The following is a 17,994-nucleotide window of genomic DNA, read 5'->3' on the forward strand; positions in this document are numbered from 1 at the left end:
CCGTTAAAAAGCCCCATATCGAGGGCGCGGCATTATAACACCGCTTCTGCAATATGGGTAGAAAAAATAAACGGCTCATCGCTGAGCCGTTTATTCGTATTGAGAACGCGTACTGTATTACAGAACCGCTTTCTCTACAACGCGAACCAGCGTCCAGGACTTAGTCTTGGACAGTGGACGGCATTCACGGATTTCAACCTTGTCGCCGATACCACATTCGTTGTTCTCGTCATGTACGTGCAGTTTGGTCGTACGCTTGATGAATTTACCGTAGATCGGGTGTTTCACAATGCGTTCGATAGCAACAACGATGGATTTCTCCATTTTGTCGCTAACAACACGACCTTGCAGAGTACGGATTTTATCGGTCATTACGCACCCGCCTTCTCAGTCAGTAAAGTCTTAACGCGTGCAACATTGCGACGCACTTGCTTCAGCAGGTGAGTCTGTTGCAGCTGGCCACTTGCAGCCTGCATACGCAGGTTGAACTGCTCACGCAGCAGGTTCAGCAGCTCAGCGTTCAGCTCTTCAACGCTCTTTTCACGCAGCTCTTTTGCTTTCATTACATCACCGTCTTAGTTACAAAGGTGGTTTTGATAGGCAGTTTCGCTGCTGCCAGGCCGAAGGCTTCACGGGCCAGCTCTTCCGGAACACCGTCCATTTCATACAGGACTTTGCCCGGTTGGATCAAGGCAACCCAGTACTCCACGTTACCTTTACCTTTACCCATACGAACTTCCAGCGGCTTCTCGGTGATCGGTTTGTCCGGGAATACACGGATCCAGATCTTACCTTGACGCTTAACTGCACGGGTCATTGCACGACGTGCTGCTTCGATCTGACGTGCAGTCAGACGACCACGGCCAACAGCTTTCAGACCGAAAGTGCCGAAGCTAACATCCGTACCCTGCGCCAGACCACGGTTGCGGCCTTTGTGCACTTTACGGAATTTTGTACGCTTTGGTTGTAACATCAGCGACGCTCCTTATTTACGGCCTTTACGCTGCTGCTTTTTAGGTTGAGCAGCCGGTTTTTCCGGTTGTTCAACAGCAGCCATACCACCCAGGATCTCACCTTTGAAGATCCATACCTTAACGCCGATTACACCGTAAGTGGTGTGCGCTTCAGAGGTGTTGTAGTCGATGTCAGCACGCAGAGTGTGCAGCGGTACGCGACCTTCACGGTACCATTCGGTACGTGCGATTTCCGCGCCGCCCAGACGGCCGCTAACTTCAACTTTGATACCTTTAGCGCCCAGACGCATTGCGTTCTGTACAGCACGCTTCATAGCACGACGGAACATAACACGACGTTCCAGCTGAGAAGTGATGCTGTCAGCAACCAATTTAGCGTCCAGTTCAGGCTTACGAACTTCAGCGATATTGATCTGTGCAGGAACGCCAGCGATATCCGCTACGACCTTGCGCAGTTTTTCTACGTCTTCGCCTTTCTTACCGATAACGATGCCAGGACGAGCAGTGTGAATAGTCACACGGATGCTCTTAGCTGGACGCTCGATAACGATACGAGATACAGACGCTTTAGCCAGTTCCTTAGTCAGGTACTGACGTACTTTAAAATCGCTGTCCAGGTTGTCAGCGAATTCTTTGGTGTTCGCAAACCAGGTAGAGTTCCATGGTTTTACAATACCCAGGCGAATACCATTAGGATGTACTTTCTGACCCATTGCTAGTCTCCAGAGTCTCAGCGATCGGACACAACCACAGTAATGTGGCTGGTGCGCTTCAGGATGCGATCTGCACGACCTTTCGCACGCGGCATAATGCGCTTCATGCTTGGGCCTTCATCTACGAAAATTTTCGCAACTTTCAGATCGTCGATGTCAGCGCCATCGTTGTGTTCAGCGTTAGCAATGGCAGATTCCAGTACTTTCTTGACCAATACCGCAGCTTTCTTGTTGGTATAGGTCAGGATGTCCAGGGCCTGCGACACTTTCTTACCGCGAATCAGGTCAGCAACAAGGCGAACCTTCTGAGCAGAAGAACGAGCATGGCGATGTTGAGCTAAAGTTTCCATCTCTTCCTCCTACCTTATTTCTTCTTCGCTTTTTTATCAGCAGCGTGGCCGCGATAAGTACGAGTCGGTGCGAATTCACCCAGTTTGTGACCAACCATTTCGTCGGTAACAAAGACTGGAACGTGCTGACGACCATTATGGACAGCGATGGTCAAACCGATCATGTTAGGAAAGATCGTTGAACGACGGGACCAAGTGCGCAGGGGCTTCTTGTCTCCGCTTTCCACCGCTTTCTCTACCTTCTTCAGCAAGTGCAGGTCAATAAAAGGACCTTTCTTGAGAGAACGTGGCATGGCTTATCCTCTAAAATTATTTGCTACGGCGACGTACGATAAATTTATCAGTACGCTTGTTGCTGCGGGTCTTCTTACCTTTGGTCTGAACGCCCCACGGAGATACCGGGTGCTTACCAAAGTTACGACCTTCACCACCACCATGTGGGTGGTCGACTGGGTTCATCGCAGTACCGCGAACGGTAGGACGAACACCACGCCAGCGTGCAGCACCTGCTTTACCCAGAACGCGCAGCATATGCTCAGCATTGCCAACTTCGCCCAGAGTAGCGCGGCAGTCTGCTTCGACTTTACGCATTTCACCAGAACGCAGACGCAGGGTGACATAAGCACCGTCACGCGCAACGATCTGAACGTAAGTACCCGCGGAACGCGCCAGCTGACCGCCTTTACCTGGTTTCATTTCTACGTTATGAACGGTAGAACCAACCGGGATATTGCGCATCGGCAGGGTGTTGCCTGCTTTGATTGCAGCATCAACGCCAGACTGAATCTGGTCGCCAGCTTTCAGGCCTTTAGGGGCCAGGATGTAACGGCGTTCGCCGTCTTTGTACAGAACCAGCGCGATGTTCGCGGAACGGTTCGGATCGTACTCAAGACGTTCAACAACTGCTGGGATACCGTCTTTGTTGCGTTTGAAGTCAACAATACGATAAGCCTGCTTGTGGCCACCACCGATGTGACGAGTGGTGATACGGCCATTGTTGTTACGACCACCGGATTTGCTGTTTTTTTCCAGCAACGGAGCAAAAGGTTTGCCCTTGTGCAGCTCAGGGTTAACCACTTTAACTACGTGGCGACGACCCGGAGATGTCGGTTTACATTTAACAACTGCCATTGTATTACTCCTCCGACTTACTCAGCGCCGCCAACGAAGTCCAGATTCTGGCCTTCTTTCAGGGTGACGTAAGCTTTTTTCCAGTCGCTACGACGACCGATACGCTGTCCGTGACGTTTAACTTTCCCTTTAACTACCAGGGTGTTAACGACTTCGACTTCGACTTCAAACAGTTTCTGCACAGCAGCTTTGATCTCTGCTTTGGTCGCGTCTTTAGCAACTTTGAGAACGATGGTGTTTGTTTTTTCCATCGCAGTAGACGCTTTTTCAGAAACGTGCGGTGCGCGAAGCACCTTCAGCAGACGTTCTTCACGAATCATGCCAGCATCTCCTCAACTTGCTTAACAGCATCAGCAGTCATTACGACTTTGTCGAAGGCGATCAGGCTAACCGGGTCGATACCAGTCGCATCGCGTACGTCAACCTTGTGCAGGTTACGTGCGGCCAGGAACAGGTTCTCGTCCAGCTCACCGGTGATGATCAGCACATCTTCCAGAGCCATGTCTTTCAGTTTCTGTGCCAGCAGCTTAGTTTTAGGCGCTTCTACAGAGAACTTCTCGACAACGATCAGACGATCCTGACGTACCAGTTCGGACAGGATGCTTTTCAGCGCGCCGCGGTACATCTTTTTGTTAACTTTTTGACTGTGGTCCTGTGGACGCGCAGCGAAGGTCACGCCACCTGAACGCCAGATCGGGCTCTTGATAGAACCTGAACGCGCACGGCCGGTACCTTTCTGGCGCCATGGCTTTTTGCCAGAACCAGTTACTTCAGCACGAGTCTTCTGAGCACGAGTACCCTGACGAGCACCAGCTGCATAAGCAACAACAACCTGGTGAACCAGCGCTTCGTTGAAATCACGACCGAAGGTAGTTTCGGAAACAGTCAGCGCGCTCTGCGCGTCTTTCAATACTAATTCCATTGCTATCCCCTTACGCCTTCACAGCTGGTTTAACGATCAGGTCGCTACCGGTTGCACCCGGGACCGCACCTTTAACCAGCAGCAGGTTGCGCTCAGCGTCAACACGTACTACGTCCAGGCTCTGAACGGTTACACGTTCGTTGCCCAGCTGACCTGCCATTTTCTTGCCTTTGAACACTTTGCCCGGAGTCTGGTTCTGACCGATAGAACCCGGAACGCGGTGAGACAAGGAGTTACCGTGAGTAGCGTCCTGGGTACGGAAGTTCCAGCGCTTAACGGTACCAGCAAAACCTTTACCTTTAGAGGTACCGGTTACGTCAACTTTTTTAACGTCAGCAAACAGCTCAACGCTAATGTCCTGACCTACGGTGAACTCTTCGCCTTCAGCAAGACGGAATTCCCACAGACCACGGCCAGCTTCTACGCCAGCTTTAGCGAAGTGACCCGCTTCTGGTTTGGTTACACGGTTAGCTTTTTTAGCACCAGTGGTAACCTGAATAGCGCGGTAGCCATCGTTAGCCAGATCTTTAACCTGAGTAACGCGGTTTGCTTCAACTTCGATTACGGTTACTGGGATAGAAACGCCATCTTCAGTGAAGATGCGGGTCATACCCACTTTTTTACCGACTAAACCAATCATTGTTTCAACCTCTCAATCGCTCGATGACCTGATTAACCCAGGCTGATCTGCACGTCTACACCGGCAGCCAGATCCAGACGCATCAGAGCATCAACGGTTTTCTCAGTTGGCTCAACGATGTCAACCAGACGCTTGTGAGTGCGGATTTCGTACTGATCGCGCGCGTCTTTGTTAACGTGCGGGGAGATCAGAACGGTGAAGCGCTCTTTGCGGGTCGGCAGCGGGATCGGACCACGGACTTGCGCACCAGTGCGCTTAGCAGTCTCGACGATTTCCGCGGTTGATTGATCGATCAGACGATGATCAAACGCTTTAAGGCGGATACGGATTCTTTGGTTCTGCATGAGACCAGAGCTCCAATTATTTTATAAACGAAAATGATTACTCCTCAAACCCATTACGATTGATGGGAGAGTGTAACCGTTCTTACGTAGCTCCCCAATTGGGAGCATTGTTGAGTAACAAAATGAGCTACTCAGGTTCATATCGAACCAGCCGTCAATTACGACAAGCCCGCGCATTATACGTATTTACGGACGTAATGCAAGCCGACTGTGTCGATATTAACCAACCTTTCGACGAGACCGTTTATTGACGGTCGATATCAGCCATCGCCTGCTTTACCCGGGCCCGGAGATCGGCGTTGATTTCAGGTGCCTCTGGCGTCGCTGGCGGCTCATCAACACGCTCTTCAAAGACCGTCTCTTCCCCCTCTTCTTCGGGTACGGGCAAGGGGCGTTTCTTATAGACATAGTGTGCCTCTGACAGGTAATAGGCTTGAGGGGCGGTCTCTGCGCGAGTCGACAGAGAGAACCCGCAGCTAATATAATAGCCCGTCAAAACGCAGCCAGTACCGTACGTTAGCCAGAGAAAGCCTCCCCAAACGCAACGCCAAAAGGTCACCGGCATGTCTGGACGGATAAAAATGTGGCCCCCGCACGGATACACTTCTTTTTTATCACTCATCTCTTTTCCTCATCCTGAGCTAGCGTCGGACTCTCCCCCAGCGCCTGCCAGAGACGAATAAGCGAGAGTTGCCCCATCACACCATCCGCTTTAATCTTGTGTTGGGTCTGAAACTGACGCACTTTTTCAGCTAACAGCGGACTCCACTCTCCTGTCCCCTCTGCGTCAACGCTTAACAGCCGGCTCAGCATCGTATCGAGCCAGACAATATCGTCGGGACTGCTTTTCCTTGTTATGCTCGCATTACCCTCTGGCGAGGGTTTCCACATCCGCGTCGAGCTTCCCGTCCATACCGTGCTAAACCAGGTCTTATCCACAATCCACGTGTGACTGCCAGTAAGCACGGTAAACGTCTTATCCCCTCCTCCAATGACCACCACCGGCAAAAGGAGAGTCTCCATTTTCAGTGTGGCTATCCAGGGAAGGCCCTGGTACTGCAGCGTCTCGAGAGTGTCATTGCCGGAGAGACAGGCCATCCCGCCCCGGTACGCCTGATCGCACCATGCTTCACCGTTGTCTACCTCATAACCCCAAACACGATAAAGTAACGCGAGCGATTCACTGGTAGACATAATCTCTGATGTCAATGTCAAAGGAGGAGAGGCGGGCCGGGATGACGCAATGGACAGCAGGCTCTCTGGCTCCGGCAGCCAGCGGGACAAAGGATGAGAGAAATACCGGCCTGCGGCCCCACACAGCACCGCCACAACGACTAACGCCAGGCAAGTCCGGCGAGGATGGTGCGTCGCGGGTAAATAGCGCAAGGCAGCTTGCTGTAGCGCCGGCGCAACAGCAGCCTGCTCTTCTTTATTACGACGAATAAATTTTCCTGTCCGGGCGACAAAATGGAGATTGCCGTGACAGCGACGCATAACCTCTCTAACGAAGCGCTCCGCCAGTACACCCGACTCCCCAGGTTCAATGCCAGCATGAGCAGCAATGACCTCCCGGCAATCCTCCTTGTCCGGGAAAGGTATCTCGAACCATACCGGGTGCAATTTCCGCAGGCGGCGCTGCAAACGGTGACCAAATGTCCCGGTTAATAACAATCGGGCGTTTGGCATGATGGCGATAAAATCCTGAACCGTTGACATCAGCCTGTTACCGGCGCGCTGGCCATCTTCCAGCACAAACAGCGGTAAGCCTTCCTTCATCTCCCCCATTACGCCAGACAGTCCACTCCAGATCGCGCCAAAGGAGAATACCCGCCCGGTTAAGCCGCCCTCGATTTGGGTATCCGCCAGCACTATCCACTCCTGCTGGTATCCTTTACGGGTGAGTAGCCCTAGCGTCAGAGCGCGATGCGCCCACGCAGCGACAACCCCCCGCGCAAGTAAGCTTTTCCCCGCCCCCTTTGCGCCGTGCAGTATTAGCCACGGTTCGTTGTTCAGCGTTGAAATAAGGGCGCACCGTAACAGGCGATGCCGTGTAGTATAAATAGCATTAAGTTCGTCCATGAATAATGACATCCCTGTACAATATCTTTTTCCTAAAGAGTGAAAGCTTGCGGCAAAACACTTGCCGCCAACCCAGCCGAATTATATTATCGCCATCCTTAACAATAAATAGATTGTGTTTTTTAGTCATATTAAATGATAAATTCATGACAGCTATATTTAGAGCTTTAACCAACGCTCCTCTTTATCGCATTCTGTGCGGCGTCATTATATTCACATGTATTATAACAATGTTAGCCTGCATAAACGCCGCATATTTCCTCTGGTCTGAAAATAATTCAACACAACAAAAGGTTAAAAATATAAATTTAGCAAATACACTAACAAATAAATATAAATGGAAATTATCATCAACCGCGTCAGACACGATTAAAATGGAACAGACAACGAGAACAGAGGCGTTCCGGCTGCCTGATATCCGTTTACGCGGTATTATTCACAGTTCGGATAAATTAACCTCCCGAGCGATCCTGCAGGAGGCAGGAGAACAGAATGTCTATTCGGTTAATGAGACGCTTAAATCAGCGAATACCGTTCGTATCAAAGCGATCTCTCAAAATCAGGTCACTTTCTCCTCCGGCGGGCACGAACAGCAGCTCACGCTGCTTTCAGAACTGAGTGTGTCTGACGCGCCCACCGAACCGATCTCTGGCAATGAGGCTCGGACGAACATTGCCTTGTCGGAGTATATCCAGACCAGTCCCGTAGAAGATAAATATGCCTTGCGCGGATTACGTCTGTTACCCCGGAAGAATGCCACATCATTCGCACATGCCTCCCTTGAACCCGGTGATATCGCCGTTCAGCTGAATAATATTTCACTGACGAAGCGGGAGAACATCGCAAAAGCGCAGGACGTACTGAACCATCTTCAGCGCGTTCAATTCACTCTGATACGGAAATCATTGCCTCTGGTGATTAATGTTTCCGTTCAGCAGTTCCAGGAAGGAAAGGAAAATTAAATGGTAAGGATGCCTTCTACCCGGAAAAGGAGAGCCCTTTCGCTGCTCTTTCTGCTCGCCATCACCGCGAAACCCGGATATCCCGCTGACTACACTGCAAACTTTAATGAGGCGGATATTCGAACCTTTGTCAGCATTGTGGGCCAAAACATGGGGAAGACCATTCTGATTGATCCCGATGTTCAAGCGACGATTTCTGTCAGAAGTGCAGATACATTTAATGAAGAGGAGTATTACCAGTTTTTCCTGAGCGTCCTCGACCTGTATGGCTTTTCACTTATAAGCCTTGATAATGGTTTACTGAAAGTGGTTCGTTCTGAAAAGGTGAAGACCCTGCCGGGAAAACTCACGAATGGGTCTATGCCCGGCAGAGGGGATGAACTGGTGACGCGTATCGTTTCGCTGGAAAATGTTCCCGCTCGGGCGTTATCCCCGCTGCTGCGTCAGATGCTGGATGGCGGGAACGTGGGTAACGTCGTGCATTATGAACCCTCAAACACGCTGATCATCACCGGCAAGGCATCAACCGTTAATCGTCTGCTTGAGGTCGTTAAACGGGTCGATGTGATGGGTGATAAAAAAGAGCAGGTCATCCCCCTGAAATACGCATCGGCCAGCGATCTGGCTGACGTGCTCAATGACCTGGCGCGCGAGAGTGGAAAAGAGGCCCAACCCGCCACACTCCAGACGCGAGTCGTTGCCGACAAAAGAACGAATGCCCTCATTATCAGTGGGTCAGACCGCGCACGAGCGCGGATCCAACAGCTCGTTTCACGTCTCGACACGCAAGAGCAGGGGCAAGGCAATACCCGCGTCTGGTATCTGAAATATGCCAAAGCGGACAAACTTGTCGAGGTCCTGACGGGCGTCACGCAAAAATTGACTGAGGAGAAAAACGGCGCCGCGAAAACGACCACCAGCAGCGGCAACGGTATATCCATTACTGCCGACGAACAGACGAACTCCCTGGTGGTCACCGCCGACCAGGGGATTCTTCAGCAGCTGGATGAGGTCATCGCGAAACTGGACATCCGACGGGCGCAGGTGCTGGTTGAAGCCATCATCGTAGAAGTGCAGGACGGCAAAGGGCTGAATCTGGGCGTGCAGTGGGCTAATAAAAACGTGGGCGCTCAGCAGTTTACCAAAACCGGTCTCCCTATCTTTAACGCCGCGCAAGGTATCAGCGAATTTAAAGCTCAGGGCGGCATTACCAGCGACAATCCGGCATACGACCTCTTTAAAAATTATAACGGTCTCGCGGCAGGCTTCTTTAATGGCGACTGGGGCGTGCTGCTGACAGCGCTGAATACCGACAACAAAAACGATATTCTCTCGACACCCAGCATCGTCACCCTCGATAACAAAGAAGCGGCGTTCAACGTGGGCCAGGATGTTCCCGTACTTTCCGGCTCCCAGACCACCTCAGGCGATAATATTTACAGCACCGTCGAACGTAAAACAGTTGGCACCAAGCTGAAAGTCACCCCGCAGATTAATGAGGGCGATTCGGTGCTGATGGAGATCGAGCAAGAGGTATCCAGCGTCGACACATCTGCCACCTCCTCATCACTTGGGCCGACATTCAATACCCGCACCATTCAGAATGCCGTACTGGTGAAGAGCGGTGAAACCGTTGTGCTTGGCGGTTTAATGGATGACGCAAGCAAACAGGAAGTTTCCAAGGTCCCTCTGCTGGGCGACATTCCCCTGATTGGGCAACTTTTCCGTTACACCTCAAATGAAAAAAGCAAACGCAATCTGATGGTCTTTATCCGCCCGACCATTATCCGGGATGACGAGGTGTTTCGCTCGCTGTCACGGGATAAATACACGGGCTTCAAAGAGATGCAGAAAGAGAGAAGCGACCAGCGCAGCGGCAAACTCATTACTGTAGATGATATCGAAACGCTGGATGACCGGGCGTTTAATAACACGCCTGCAATGCCTGCCGCTAAAAACCCTTTCAGCGGGGGTGAAGCGAAGTGAGCCCGCTTGCCTGGAAAAAAGCACAACGCTATGGCATTGCCATTCAGCAGCAGGAACTGTTCTACACGACCAGCACCACGCTTGAGCATATGCTTGAGGTTGCCTCCATGGCCCGCGACTGCACGCAGTTTACCCGGCTCGCTTCGCAACAGTTTACGGAAAAGCTGGAGCAACTCTATCAACCCTCTGGTGGTTCAGCCCAGCTTATTGCCGAAGATATGAATAATTCGGACGATCTGAGTGCGCTTTCCGATGAGATCCCCACGAATGAAGACCTGCTCAACGAGCAGTCCGACGCGCCAGTGATCCGGCTGATTAATGCGGTGCTTAGCGAAGCGCTTAAGGAGCACGCGTCGGATATTCATATTGAAGTCTTTGAAACAACGATGAGTATCCGCTTTCGGGTGGACGGAGTATTGCGTCCGGTGGTTCAACCCAATAAAAAGCTGGCCGCGCTGCTCATCTCCCGTATCAAAATTATGGCCAAACTGGATATTGCCGAAAAGAGACTGCCTCAGGACGGTCGTATCACCTTAAAAATTGGTCATCGCAACGTGGATGTTCGTGTCTCTACGCTGCCCTCACAGCACGGCGAACGGGTTGTTTTACGTCTGCTGGATAAAAGTAGTCTGCGGCTCTCTATTGATAAGCTGGATATGTCTGAAGAGGACATGCGCGATCTCCGGCACCTTATCGCCCTGCCGCACGGCATTATTCTGGTCACAGGCCCCACCGGCTCCGGAAAAAGTACCACGCTGTATGCGCTTCTCTCCGCCCTTAATAGTCCGGAACGTAACGTACTTACCGTCGAAGACCCAATTGAGTACGAGCTGGAAGGCATCGGTCAGACACAGGTAAATAGCCGCGTGGATATGTCTTTTGCCCGCGGATTACGCGCGATTTTACGTCAGGACCCTGACGTGGTGATGGTCGGTGAGATCCGCGATGCTGAAACGGCTCAGATCGCGGTTCAGGCCTCGCTGACCGGGCACCTTGTTCTTTCAACCCTCCATACCAACAGCGCCAGCGGTGCGGTGACCCGCCTGCGGGATATGGGCACGGAATCTTTCCTGCTCTCCTCATCGCTTGTCGGCGTGATCGCACAGCGCCTGGTCAGGCGACTGTGTCATCAGTGCAAAACACCGCATCCCCTCACCGCTCAACAACTTCAACTACTCGTTGCTGAGGGGGTCACCGCGACGCAACTCTGGCAAGCCGCTGGGTGTCCGGCCTGCCGTCAGAGCGGCTATCAGGGCCGCCTGGCTATTCATGAACTCTTCGTGATGACGCCTGAAATTCGCCAGGCCGTACACGCAGAGGTCAACGAGCAACAGCTTGAACAGCTCCAGCGCCAGAACCATCGCAGCTTACTGGCAAACGGATTGCGAGCAGCCGCGCAAGGGTTGACCTCACTGCAGGAGGTGCTGCGCGTTACGTCCGATTGGCAGATATCAGCGGAGCAAGGTGAATGAAATTTCGCTGGGTAGCCACGGACTCCAGAGGGAATCGCCATACTGGCGTGAGTGATGCTGGCTCCGAGCGGGAGTTGGTCGCCCAACTGCGAAGTCAGTCCCTGTTGCCGCAGTCCATCAAACAGCAGCGGCGCAAGCTGACAGTACGATGGTCACCGGCACGGGTAAGTCATGGCGAATTGACACTTTTTACGCGTCAGCTTGCCACGTTGATGGCTGCGGCTCTGCCGCTGGATGAAGCACTCGCCGCGATTCAGCAGCAGAAAGAGAACAAGAATCTTATCGGCGTGATCGGCTCGCTTCGTCAGGCTGTGCTTGAAGGACAGTCACTCTCCAGCGCAATGCAACAGCACCCCCGGGTCTTTGATACGGTGTATTGCACGCTGGTAAAAGCAGGTGAAGCGGTAGGCAAGGCTGGCGCCGTGCTGGAAAGGCTGGCTGATTTTAATGAAGCCCGCCAGCGAATGCATAGCAAACTGATGCAGGCGCTGATCTACCCCTCTCTGCTGACCATCGTCGCCATTGTGGTGGTGGTGATTTTACTCACCACCGTCGTGCCCAACGTCGCGGCACAGTTTATTCATCTCAAACACGAACTGCCGCTCACGACCCGGATACTGCTCGCGATCAGCGACTTTTTGTCGGTCTACGGTCCGGGGATTTTAGGTCTGCTCTTTGTGGGTGGTGGCCTGTTTTCATACTGGCTGAAGCGGGAAGGCAACCGCCACCGGTTTCATCGTCTGCTGATTCACTTTCGCGCTACTGCACCACTGGTCTGCGCTATCGACAGCGCCCGGTACTTACGCGCCCTCAGCATCCTCAACGTCAGCGGCGTGCCGTTGCTGCAGGGGATGTCACTTTCAGCGGAAGGCGTGGGTAACCAGGAGATACGGCAGCGACTGAGTGACGCCGCCGAGCGCGTGCGCCAGGGAAACAGCGTGAGCCAGTCTCTTGAGAAAACCGCCATTTTCCCGCCAATGATGCTGTACATGATCGCTTCCGGGGAAAAAAGCGGTCAGCTCGGAGAACTCATGCAACGAGCAGCGGATAACCAGGACGTCCGGTTACAGAACCGCATCACCCTGACGCTGGCGATTTTTGAACCGGCGCTGATTGTCGTCATGGCCGCCATCGTTCTGTTTATCGTGGTGGCGGTCATGCAACCCATTTTACAACTCAACTCATTGATGAACTGAGGAAAGGCTATGGAAAGACAAACGTTTAAAACGCAACGCGGTTTTACCCTGATGGAGCTTATGGTGGTCATTGTCATTCTGGGCGTTCTGGCGAGCCTGGTGGTGCCCAATCTGATGGGCAACAAAGATCGTGCGGACCGGCAAAAAGCGGTCAGCGACATAGTCGCTCTCGAAAATGCGCTGGATATGTACAAGCTGGATAACCATCGTTATCCCACAACAGACCAGGGTCTGGACGCACTGGTTGTGGCCCCGACGCTCGCGCCGCTCGCGGTAAATTACAATCCCGAAGGTTATATTCGCCGTCTTCCCGCGGATCCGTGGGGCAATGAGTATGTCCTGATAAGCCCGGGTGAACATGGTGCAATCGATATCAGCTCAACCGGCCCGGATGGTGAAATCGGTACGGCGGATGACATTAACAACTGGGATAACGACAAAAAATCGCGCTGAACATGGCTCAGGAAAAGGGATTTACCTTGCTGGAGGTAATGCTGGTGATTGTCATTCTCGCGGCGGCCGTCGCAGGCGTGACGGCCATACAAAGTGAACGTTTAAGCGTGAGCGGAAAGCTACGTCAGCGTGTCGACATGTTCAGACAAACCGTTGAGTATGCTGCCGATCTGGCGCTGCTGGAAAAACATGCGGTTGCCCTGCTGGTGTCTGAAGAAGGATGGTTACTCTACGTTCCACAGAAACGCGCACGTACTGGCTGGCAGTGGGAGGCAATCCAGCGTGACGATAACTTGCCGCTTCAGGGAGCATGGGATGGCCCAGCGCGGCCCGAGCTTACCCCCTCGCCACAGGGCGATACACCGCAGATTATCGTTCTGCCTGATGGCCAGATAACGCCCTTCACGCTGTTATTCAGAAGTGCAAACGGTGAAAAATTGTTGCATGTGCGCTGCACGGGGTCTCTGCCGCTGAATATCACTCCGCTAAAGGTGGCGCAATGAAAGCGCAAAGTGGAATGCTCCTGCTTGAGGTGTTACTGGCCATGGCCATCTTTGCCTCGGCGGTAACGGCGTTAGTCACCAGCATGCAGTGGCAACTCTCCGCTCTGGAGACCCTGAAGCAGGAGACGCTTGCGCTGTGGGTGGCGGATAATCAGTTAATCAAAACGCACACCGTCCTTTCCGCCACGGAGCAAGGAGAGTCCTCCCAGCAGGGAAACGCTTTTAGCTGGGTGCTCACCGGCGTACCCTCTGCCGCCCTGAACCACATTACCGTGACATCCTCCCGGGGTAAAACGGTGAAGCTTTATGCCTGGAGCCCGGTACAAGAGAAGCAAGAGGCGAAGCATGACTAATCATCAGAGAGGCTTTACGCTTCTGGAAGTCATGCTGGCTATCGCGATTTTCTCGGTCCTCAGCTTCCTCGCCTCAATGGTCTTTTCTCAGGCATCTGAGCAACATCAGCGCGCCCAAAAGCTGGCCAGTGATTTTCATGCCCTGCAGTACACCCTTCTGCTGCTGGAAAATGATCTGATGCAATACGTCCCGCGCAAAAATCGCCAGACTCATCAGACCTTTGCAAGTGGAACCGATGAGTTGCTCTTCAGCACCCAGATGCGGGACGCGAACATCCCTTTCGAAGCCGCTTTCGTACTCACGACCGTACACTGGTATGTCCAGGACGGAACCTTGTTCCGTGCTGTGCGTTACTCTCCTGACGGGAAAGAGGACAAGCCCGCGCGAGCCCTGCTGACGAATATCACCCGTTTTGCCTCTGTACTGCTCGCTGGCGAGGGCAATACGGCGTCAGCCACCGTTGCCATTACGCTGGAGCGGGAAAACCGTGAAAGCGTTCGTCGTGTTTTTATTTTGCCTGGATGGGTTCCGGAGAAACAGCAAACCGGCCAGCGCCGTGAGGATAAAAAATGAATCCTCAGAAAGGCGCTGCGCTGTTGATTGTGTTGATGATTCTTGCGCTGATGGCGGCGCTCGCGGCTGAAATGACCCTTAGCTTCCAGACCCAGCTTCAGCGTAGTCGGCGTACCAACGCCAGCGTGCAGGCAAAATATGCCCTGCTTTATGCCGAAGGGGAAGCCACCGCTGGCGTGTTAAAGCATGATGATGAAAGGTTAACCGGCAAGGCCGATCTGGACGCGGATACCACCGTCAGCTGGCGTACGGAGGATCGACAACAGTGCTTCAATCTCAATGCCCTGGAAAACGCTCCCGTTGAAGGCATGGCTACGCCTCCCTATGAAATCAGCGTGTTTCAGGCGCTGCTGGATCAGCTGGGCGCGGAAAAAAACCGCGCAGAAGAGATAATCCAGTCTACTGCAGATTACATCGACGCCGATACATCACCCCGGCTGAAAGGGGCCGAAGATGAGTATTACCTGCAAAACGGCATTCACTCCCTGACGGCAAACCAAATGATCTTTTTACCGGCGGAGATCCGCACGATCAAAGGGATGACGGGCCCCCTCTGGCAGAAACTCGCGCCTTTTGTCTGTACTGCCTTCAGCAGCGAGTTAAACATTAACATCAATACCCTCACCGAAGCGCAGGCCCCGCTGCTGGCAGCCCTTTTTCTGAACGATATCAGCACGTCGGATGCAAAAGCCTTACTCAAAAAACGCCCCCGGGAAGGCTGGAAAACGGTCGATGCCTTTCTTTATCAGGCCCAACAGGATCACAGCGCGGCCAAAGCACGTGTGGACACACTTAAAAAATACCTGACCGTCACCAGCCATTATTTTGTAACCACATCGAGCGCACGAGAAGGCGAACTGAGCTCAGGGATGAATACCTTTTTTTATTATGACGACAAGAAGAAAACCATTGGCATTTATCTGCGCCAGCTTACGGACGGCGAACATGACGAGTAAAACGCCACCTGAGACTGCCCGGCTGGTCATCCGCCTGAGCAGCGAGCCAACGTTGCCGCTGGAATGGACCCTCTTTGACGACGGCGGCCATGGAGAGATTCACATCCTGCCACGCGAAAAGCTCCCGGAGCTTTCCGGGATGTCTGCCGCCCGGGAAACGCATCTGCTTATTCCGGTTGAGAAGGCAACCTGCCGCACACTGACCGTTCTCGATGAAAAGGACGTACTGTCCGACCGGCAGCTGCACTGGCTTGCCGATGAGACGCTCGACGAGGATGCTCCCGCTCTACACTGGACGTTGCTGTCACGCGCAGGAACGACACTCACTGTTGTCGGGGTGGAGAAAGTGTGGCTGGAGGAAGAACTCGCTGTACTCAGTGCCTGCGGATTAAACGTGACGCATGCAACCCTGGATGTGCTCTGTATACCCAACGTGGAAAACGGCTGGGCGGTACTGAAAGAGGATGACACCTGGCTTGTCAGGACGCACGAAAATTACGTTTCGCGCCTGACAGGCGCCTGGTTAACTCACCTCCTGCAGCACTTCCCTCCCCGACAGCTTACACACTACGGCGAGTTGTCCGCTCCCTGTGCAAACGCGTCAGGAAAACCGGAATGCCACATCATGTCGCTTTATCCGCAAAGGGAGATCGCAAATCTACTGCATGACAGCGTTCTTCCCCCTGTGGCGTTTTCCCCCTGGACATCGCGCCTGAAACGTATCGCCCTTTGCTGTGTTGTTCTGACAGCGGCAGTCGCGCTACTGACTCAGCTATTCTCCTGGTGGCAACTTCAGCAGCGGGAAATACAGCTGAAGGACAATCTGACTCAACAGTGGCAACGCTACATTCCCGAGAACCGGCACAGCAATAATCTGCGATCCTATCTGCCAGAACAGTTACGGCAGCGTTCACCCGCGCCGTTAATGCTTCTGCTTCGTCTGCAGTCCAGTCTGGCCCGTTTCCCCGACATCGCGCTCGAGGGGGTGAGCTATAACCCGCAGCAAAAATCCCTGCGACTTTTTCTTTATGCCGCTGAGGAAAACCAGATACAGCAATTTATCAAAGAGAACACCTTAGGATTTTCTTTGACGATCGACAAACACGAACAGGGAAAGTGGACGTTACGCAATGATTAAATCTGCGCTGAACAGTTTCAGACAAAAACCGCTCAATGAGCAACGGCTCATCATGACGCTGGGAGCATGTAGCCTGATAATACTTTTCTGGTTTGGCCTCTATCAGCCACTCGACCAGACAATTAATACACTGCAGTCGCGTTGTGAACGTTTACGTAACGACGCGGCATGGTTCAGCAAACAGGTTACCGCTGCGGGCCTTTTACCCGAAAAAAAACCGCCAGGTAAACCGGGCGATCTCATCAGGAATAGCCTCAAAAAAGCGAATCTGGTCGCGACGGTACAGCAGGGAAACGCAGGTGAGTTGAGCGTCTTCGCCACCGACATAGAAATGGAGAGCTTCATGCGCTGGCTCGAGGAGATACAGCTCAGTTACGGCCTGCGCGTTGTGGACCTGGAATTCCATGCCAGTCCCCAAAAAGCGGATTCGATTATTCTCACGCGTCTGACCATCGGGGTGAAGCGAAATGGATAGTATGCTTGCCCTGCTCTTTCTGGTTATTGGCTTACTGGCAGGCAGCACCATGGGGATGGTCACCTGGCGGCTACCGATAATGATCGCACAGACCAACACTGACGGCGCCGCTTCCCGCTTAAATTTATGGTGGCCGGCGTCACACTGCTGCCACTGTCGCATACCTCTGGTGTGGCATGACAATATCCCCCTCTACAGCTGGCTGCATCTGAAGGGAAAATGCCGACATTGTGGACACGCTGTCTCCGGGCGTTACCCGTTGCTCGAAGCGAGTTGCGCGGTTATGGCCCCTCTCTGCTACGCCCTTCACCCTGATAATCTGATGCTTGTTTCAGCTCTTTTACTCTACTTCTGGTTCGCGCTGGCGCTTAGCGTCATCGATGCGCAGCACTTATTACTGCCCGATAAACTGACCCTGCCCTTATTGTGGCTTGGATTGCTGTTTAACCTTATGACAGGTCTTATTCCCTGTGAAGATGCCGTTCTGGGTGCCGTGGCGGGCTACCTCAGCCTGTGGCTGCTTTACTGGATCGTCTGGCTGATTTGGCACAAAGAGGGGATCGGCTACGGCGATTTCAAATTGCTGGCGGCGGCAGGCGCCTGGACCGGGTGGCAAAGTCTGTCGATAATCCTTTATGTGGCGTCCATCATTGGGATTTTATGTGGGCTGGTGTTGTGGTTCAAAAACAGACGATTCACGGGCGCCCTCCCTTTCGGTCCTGCGCTCGCATTGAGCGGCTGGGGTTACTTCTGCTGGCTAACCCTGTAAGTAA

25 protein-coding genes are annotated in these 17,994 nt (G+C 53.0%); 12 read left to right on the forward strand and 13 right to left on the reverse strand.

What is annotated here, in order from left to right; translation table 11 throughout:
- Positions 1-117: 117 nt before the first annotated feature.
- From rpsQ to SP99_RS25160, 13 genes are all read right to left on the reverse strand, one after another.
- Positions 118-372, reverse strand: coding sequence for a 30S ribosomal protein S17 (gene rpsQ / locus SP99_RS20360; protein ID WP_008503489.1), 255 nt, complete (start codon positions 370-372; stop codon positions 118-120).
- On the reverse strand, positions 372-563 hold the full coding sequence (gene rpmC / locus SP99_RS20365) for a 50S ribosomal protein L29 (RefSeq protein WP_013099027.1): 192 nt from the start codon (positions 561-563) through the stop codon (positions 372-374). Before rpmC ends, rpsQ begins: the two co-directional genes overlap by 1 nt.
- A complete protein-coding gene (rplP, locus tag SP99_RS20370) occupies positions 563-973 on the reverse strand; it encodes a 50S ribosomal protein L16 (RefSeq protein ID WP_002919759.1) in 411 nt (136 codons plus the stop codon). The genes rpmC and rplP overlap by 1 nt, the downstream gene beginning before the upstream one ends.
- A gap of 12 nt (positions 974-985) precedes the next feature.
- On the reverse strand, positions 986-1,687 hold the full coding sequence (rpsC, locus tag SP99_RS20375; RefSeq protein WP_000529945.1) for a 30S ribosomal protein S3: 702 nt from the start codon (positions 1,685-1,687) through the stop codon (positions 986-988).
- Positions 1,688-1,704: 17 nt separating this feature from the next.
- Positions 1,705-2,037, reverse strand: coding sequence for a 50S ribosomal protein L22 (gene rplV, locus SP99_RS20380; protein ID WP_002919773.1), 333 nt, complete (start codon positions 2,035-2,037; stop codon positions 1,705-1,707).
- A gap of 14 nt (positions 2,038-2,051) precedes the next feature.
- Positions 2,052-2,330, reverse strand: coding sequence for a 30S ribosomal protein S19 (rpsS, locus tag SP99_RS20385; protein ID WP_001138117.1), 279 nt, complete (start codon positions 2,328-2,330; stop codon positions 2,052-2,054).
- A 16-nt stretch (positions 2,331-2,346) separates the two neighbouring features.
- Positions 2,347-3,168: a 50S ribosomal protein L2 gene (rplB, locus tag SP99_RS20390; protein WP_008457150.1), complete on the reverse strand. Its 822-nt coding sequence runs from the start codon at positions 3,166-3,168 to the stop codon at positions 2,347-2,349.
- Positions 3,169-3,185: 17 nt separating this feature from the next.
- Positions 3,186-3,488 (reverse strand): 50S ribosomal protein L23, encoded by a 303-nt coding sequence (gene rplW / locus SP99_RS20395; RefSeq protein WP_000617546.1) that lies wholly within the window; start codon positions 3,486-3,488, stop codon positions 3,186-3,188.
- A complete protein-coding gene (gene rplD, locus SP99_RS20400; protein WP_000424395.1) occupies positions 3,485-4,090 on the reverse strand; it encodes a 50S ribosomal protein L4 in 606 nt (201 codons plus the stop codon). Before rplD ends, rplW begins: the two co-directional genes overlap by 4 nt.
- 10 nt (positions 4,091-4,100) lie before the next feature.
- The gene (gene rplC, locus SP99_RS20405; RefSeq protein ID WP_003863274.1) at positions 4,101-4,730 is read right to left on the reverse strand and encodes a 50S ribosomal protein L3; all 630 of its coding nucleotides are present in this window, start codon (positions 4,728-4,730) and stop codon (positions 4,101-4,103) included.
- Between the two features lie 32 nt (positions 4,731-4,762).
- Positions 4,763-5,074, reverse strand: coding sequence for a 30S ribosomal protein S10 (rpsJ, locus tag SP99_RS20410; RefSeq protein WP_001181005.1), 312 nt, complete (start codon positions 5,072-5,074; stop codon positions 4,763-4,765).
- Positions 5,075-5,318: 244 nt separating this feature from the next.
- Positions 5,319-5,696 (reverse strand): hypothetical protein, encoded by a 378-nt coding sequence (locus SP99_RS20415; protein WP_047959585.1) that lies wholly within the window; start codon positions 5,694-5,696, stop codon positions 5,319-5,321.
- Entirely contained in the window at positions 5,693-7,153 is a 1,461-nt protein-coding gene (locus SP99_RS25160; RefSeq protein WP_053060167.1) for a peptidoglycan-binding domain-containing protein, read from the reverse strand. Before SP99_RS25160 ends, SP99_RS20415 begins: the two co-directional genes overlap by 4 nt.
- Positions 7,154-7,299: 146 nt before the next feature.
- Here SP99_RS25160 and gspC point away from each other — a divergent pair, with 146 nt between their 5' ends.
- From gspC to SP99_RS25230, 12 genes are read left to right on the forward strand one after another with little or no spacing between them, the layout of a single operon-like run.
- Positions 7,300-8,115, forward strand: coding sequence for a type II secretion system protein GspC (gspC, locus tag SP99_RS20425; protein ID WP_072060290.1), 816 nt, complete (start codon positions 7,300-7,302; stop codon positions 8,113-8,115).
- A 9-nt stretch (positions 8,116-8,124) separates the two neighbouring features.
- A complete protein-coding gene (gene gspD, locus SP99_RS20430) occupies positions 8,125-10,101 on the forward strand; it encodes a type II secretion system secretin GspD (RefSeq protein ID WP_047959865.1) in 1,977 nt (658 codons plus the stop codon).
- Positions 10,098-11,573 (forward strand): type II secretion system ATPase GspE, encoded by a 1,476-nt coding sequence (gene gspE / locus SP99_RS20435; protein WP_047959587.1) that lies wholly within the window; start codon positions 10,098-10,100, stop codon positions 11,571-11,573. The genes gspD and gspE overlap by 4 nt, the downstream gene beginning before the upstream one ends.
- Positions 11,570-12,769, forward strand: coding sequence for a type II secretion system inner membrane protein GspF (gene gspF / locus SP99_RS20440; RefSeq protein WP_047959588.1), 1,200 nt, complete (start codon positions 11,570-11,572; stop codon positions 12,767-12,769). Before gspE ends, gspF begins: the two co-directional genes overlap by 4 nt.
- Before the next feature lie 9 nt (positions 12,770-12,778).
- Entirely contained in the window at positions 12,779-13,222 is a 444-nt protein-coding gene (gene gspG / locus SP99_RS20445; RefSeq protein ID WP_047959589.1) for a type II secretion system major pseudopilin GspG, read from the forward strand.
- A gap of 2 nt (positions 13,223-13,224) precedes the next feature.
- Positions 13,225-13,725 carry a type II secretion system protein gene (locus SP99_RS20450; protein WP_047959590.1) on the forward strand — a complete coding sequence of 167 codons (501 nt, stop codon included), beginning with the start codon at positions 13,225-13,227 and terminating at the stop codon, positions 13,723-13,725.
- Positions 13,722-14,078, forward strand: a complete 357-nt coding sequence (gene gspI, locus SP99_RS20455) for a type II secretion system minor pseudopilin GspI (RefSeq protein WP_047959591.1) — start codon at positions 13,722-13,724, stop codon at positions 14,076-14,078. Before SP99_RS20450 ends, gspI begins: the two co-directional genes overlap by 4 nt.
- Positions 14,071-14,652 carry a PulJ/GspJ family protein gene (locus tag SP99_RS20460; protein ID WP_047959592.1) on the forward strand — a complete coding sequence of 194 codons (582 nt, stop codon included), beginning with the start codon at positions 14,071-14,073 and terminating at the stop codon, positions 14,650-14,652. Before gspI ends, SP99_RS20460 begins: the two co-directional genes overlap by 8 nt.
- On the forward strand, positions 14,649-15,608 hold the full coding sequence (gene gspK / locus SP99_RS20465) for a type II secretion system minor pseudopilin GspK (RefSeq protein WP_047959593.1): 960 nt from the start codon (positions 14,649-14,651) through the stop codon (positions 15,606-15,608). The genes SP99_RS20460 and gspK overlap by 4 nt, the downstream gene beginning before the upstream one ends.
- Entirely contained in the window at positions 15,598-16,746 is a 1,149-nt protein-coding gene (gspL, locus tag SP99_RS20470) for a type II secretion system protein GspL (protein WP_047959594.1), read from the forward strand. Before gspK ends, gspL begins: the two co-directional genes overlap by 11 nt.
- Complete coding sequence (gspM, locus tag SP99_RS20475) at positions 16,739-17,221, forward strand: type II secretion system protein GspM (RefSeq protein ID WP_047959595.1); 483 nt, start codon at positions 16,739-16,741, stop codon at positions 17,219-17,221. The genes gspL and gspM overlap by 8 nt, the downstream gene beginning before the upstream one ends.
- Positions 17,214-17,990, forward strand: coding sequence for a prepilin peptidase (locus tag SP99_RS25230; protein WP_047959596.1), 777 nt, complete (start codon positions 17,214-17,216; stop codon positions 17,988-17,990). The genes gspM and SP99_RS25230 overlap by 8 nt, the downstream gene beginning before the upstream one ends.
- Positions 17,991-17,994: the final 4 nt, after the last annotated feature.

The sequence above is a fragment of the Enterobacter sp. BIDMC92 genome (genome assembly GCF_001030225.1).
Classification (GTDB): Bacteria; Pseudomonadota; Gammaproteobacteria; order Enterobacterales; family Enterobacteriaceae; genus Enterobacter; species Enterobacter sichuanensis.

Coding starts and splice junctions, on each gene's coding strand:
- rpsQ (WP_008503489.1), bottom strand. CDS start 372: ATGACCGATAAAATCCGTACTCTGCAAGGTCGTGTTGTTAGCGACAAA.
- rpmC (WP_013099027.1), bottom strand. CDS start 563: ATGAAAGCAAAAGAGCTGCGTGAAAAGAGCGTTGAAGAGCTGAACGCT.
- rplP (WP_002919759.1), bottom strand. CDS start 973: ATGTTACAACCAAAGCGTACAAAATTCCGTAAAGTGCACAAAGGCCGC.
- rpsC (WP_000529945.1), bottom strand. CDS start 1,687: ATGGGTCAGAAAGTACATCCTAATGGTATTCGCCTGGGTATTGTAAAA.
- rplV (WP_002919773.1), bottom strand. CDS start 2,037: ATGGAAACTTTAGCTCAACATCGCCATGCTCGTTCTTCTGCTCAGAAG.
- rpsS (WP_001138117.1), bottom strand. CDS start 2,330: ATGCCACGTTCTCTCAAGAAAGGTCCTTTTATTGACCTGCACTTGCTG.
- rplB (WP_008457150.1), bottom strand. CDS start 3,168: ATGGCAGTTGTTAAATGTAAACCGACATCTCCGGGTCGTCGCCACGTA.
- rplW (WP_000617546.1), bottom strand. CDS start 3,488: ATGATTCGTGAAGAACGTCTGCTGAAGGTGCTTCGCGCACCGCACGTT.
- rplD (WP_000424395.1), bottom strand. CDS start 4,090: ATGGAATTAGTATTGAAAGACGCGCAGAGCGCGCTGACTGTTTCCGAA.
- rplC (WP_003863274.1), bottom strand. CDS start 4,730: ATGATTGGTTTAGTCGGTAAAAAAGTGGGTATGACCCGCATCTTCACT.
- rpsJ (WP_001181005.1), bottom strand. CDS start 5,074: ATGCAGAACCAAAGAATCCGTATCCGCCTTAAAGCGTTTGATCATCGT.
- SP99_RS20415 (WP_047959585.1), bottom strand. CDS start 5,696: ATGAGTGATAAAAAAGAAGTGTATCCGTGCGGGGGCCACATTTTTATC.
- SP99_RS25160 (WP_053060167.1), bottom strand. CDS start 7,153: ATGGACGAACTTAATGCTATTTATACTACACGGCATCGCCTGTTACGG.
- gspC (WP_072060290.1), top strand. CDS start 7,300: ATGACAGCTATATTTAGAGCTTTAACCAACGCTCCTCTTTATCGCATT.
- gspD (WP_047959865.1), top strand. CDS start 8,125: ATGCCTTCTACCCGGAAAAGGAGAGCCCTTTCGCTGCTCTTTCTGCTC.
- gspF (WP_047959588.1), top strand. CDS start 11,570: ATGAAATTTCGCTGGGTAGCCACGGACTCCAGAGGGAATCGCCATACT.
- gspG (WP_047959589.1), top strand. CDS start 12,779: ATGGAAAGACAAACGTTTAAAACGCAACGCGGTTTTACCCTGATGGAG.
- SP99_RS20450 (WP_047959590.1), top strand. CDS start 13,225: ATGGCTCAGGAAAAGGGATTTACCTTGCTGGAGGTAATGCTGGTGATT.
- gspI (WP_047959591.1), top strand. CDS start 13,722: ATGAAAGCGCAAAGTGGAATGCTCCTGCTTGAGGTGTTACTGGCCATG.
- SP99_RS20460 (WP_047959592.1), top strand. CDS start 14,071: ATGACTAATCATCAGAGAGGCTTTACGCTTCTGGAAGTCATGCTGGCT.
- gspK (WP_047959593.1), top strand. CDS start 14,649: ATGAATCCTCAGAAAGGCGCTGCGCTGTTGATTGTGTTGATGATTCTT.
- gspL (WP_047959594.1), top strand. CDS start 15,598: ATGACGAGTAAAACGCCACCTGAGACTGCCCGGCTGGTCATCCGCCTG.
- gspM (WP_047959595.1), top strand. CDS start 16,739: ATGATTAAATCTGCGCTGAACAGTTTCAGACAAAAACCGCTCAATGAG.
- SP99_RS25230 (WP_047959596.1), top strand. CDS start 17,214: ATGGATAGTATGCTTGCCCTGCTCTTTCTGGTTATTGGCTTACTGGCA.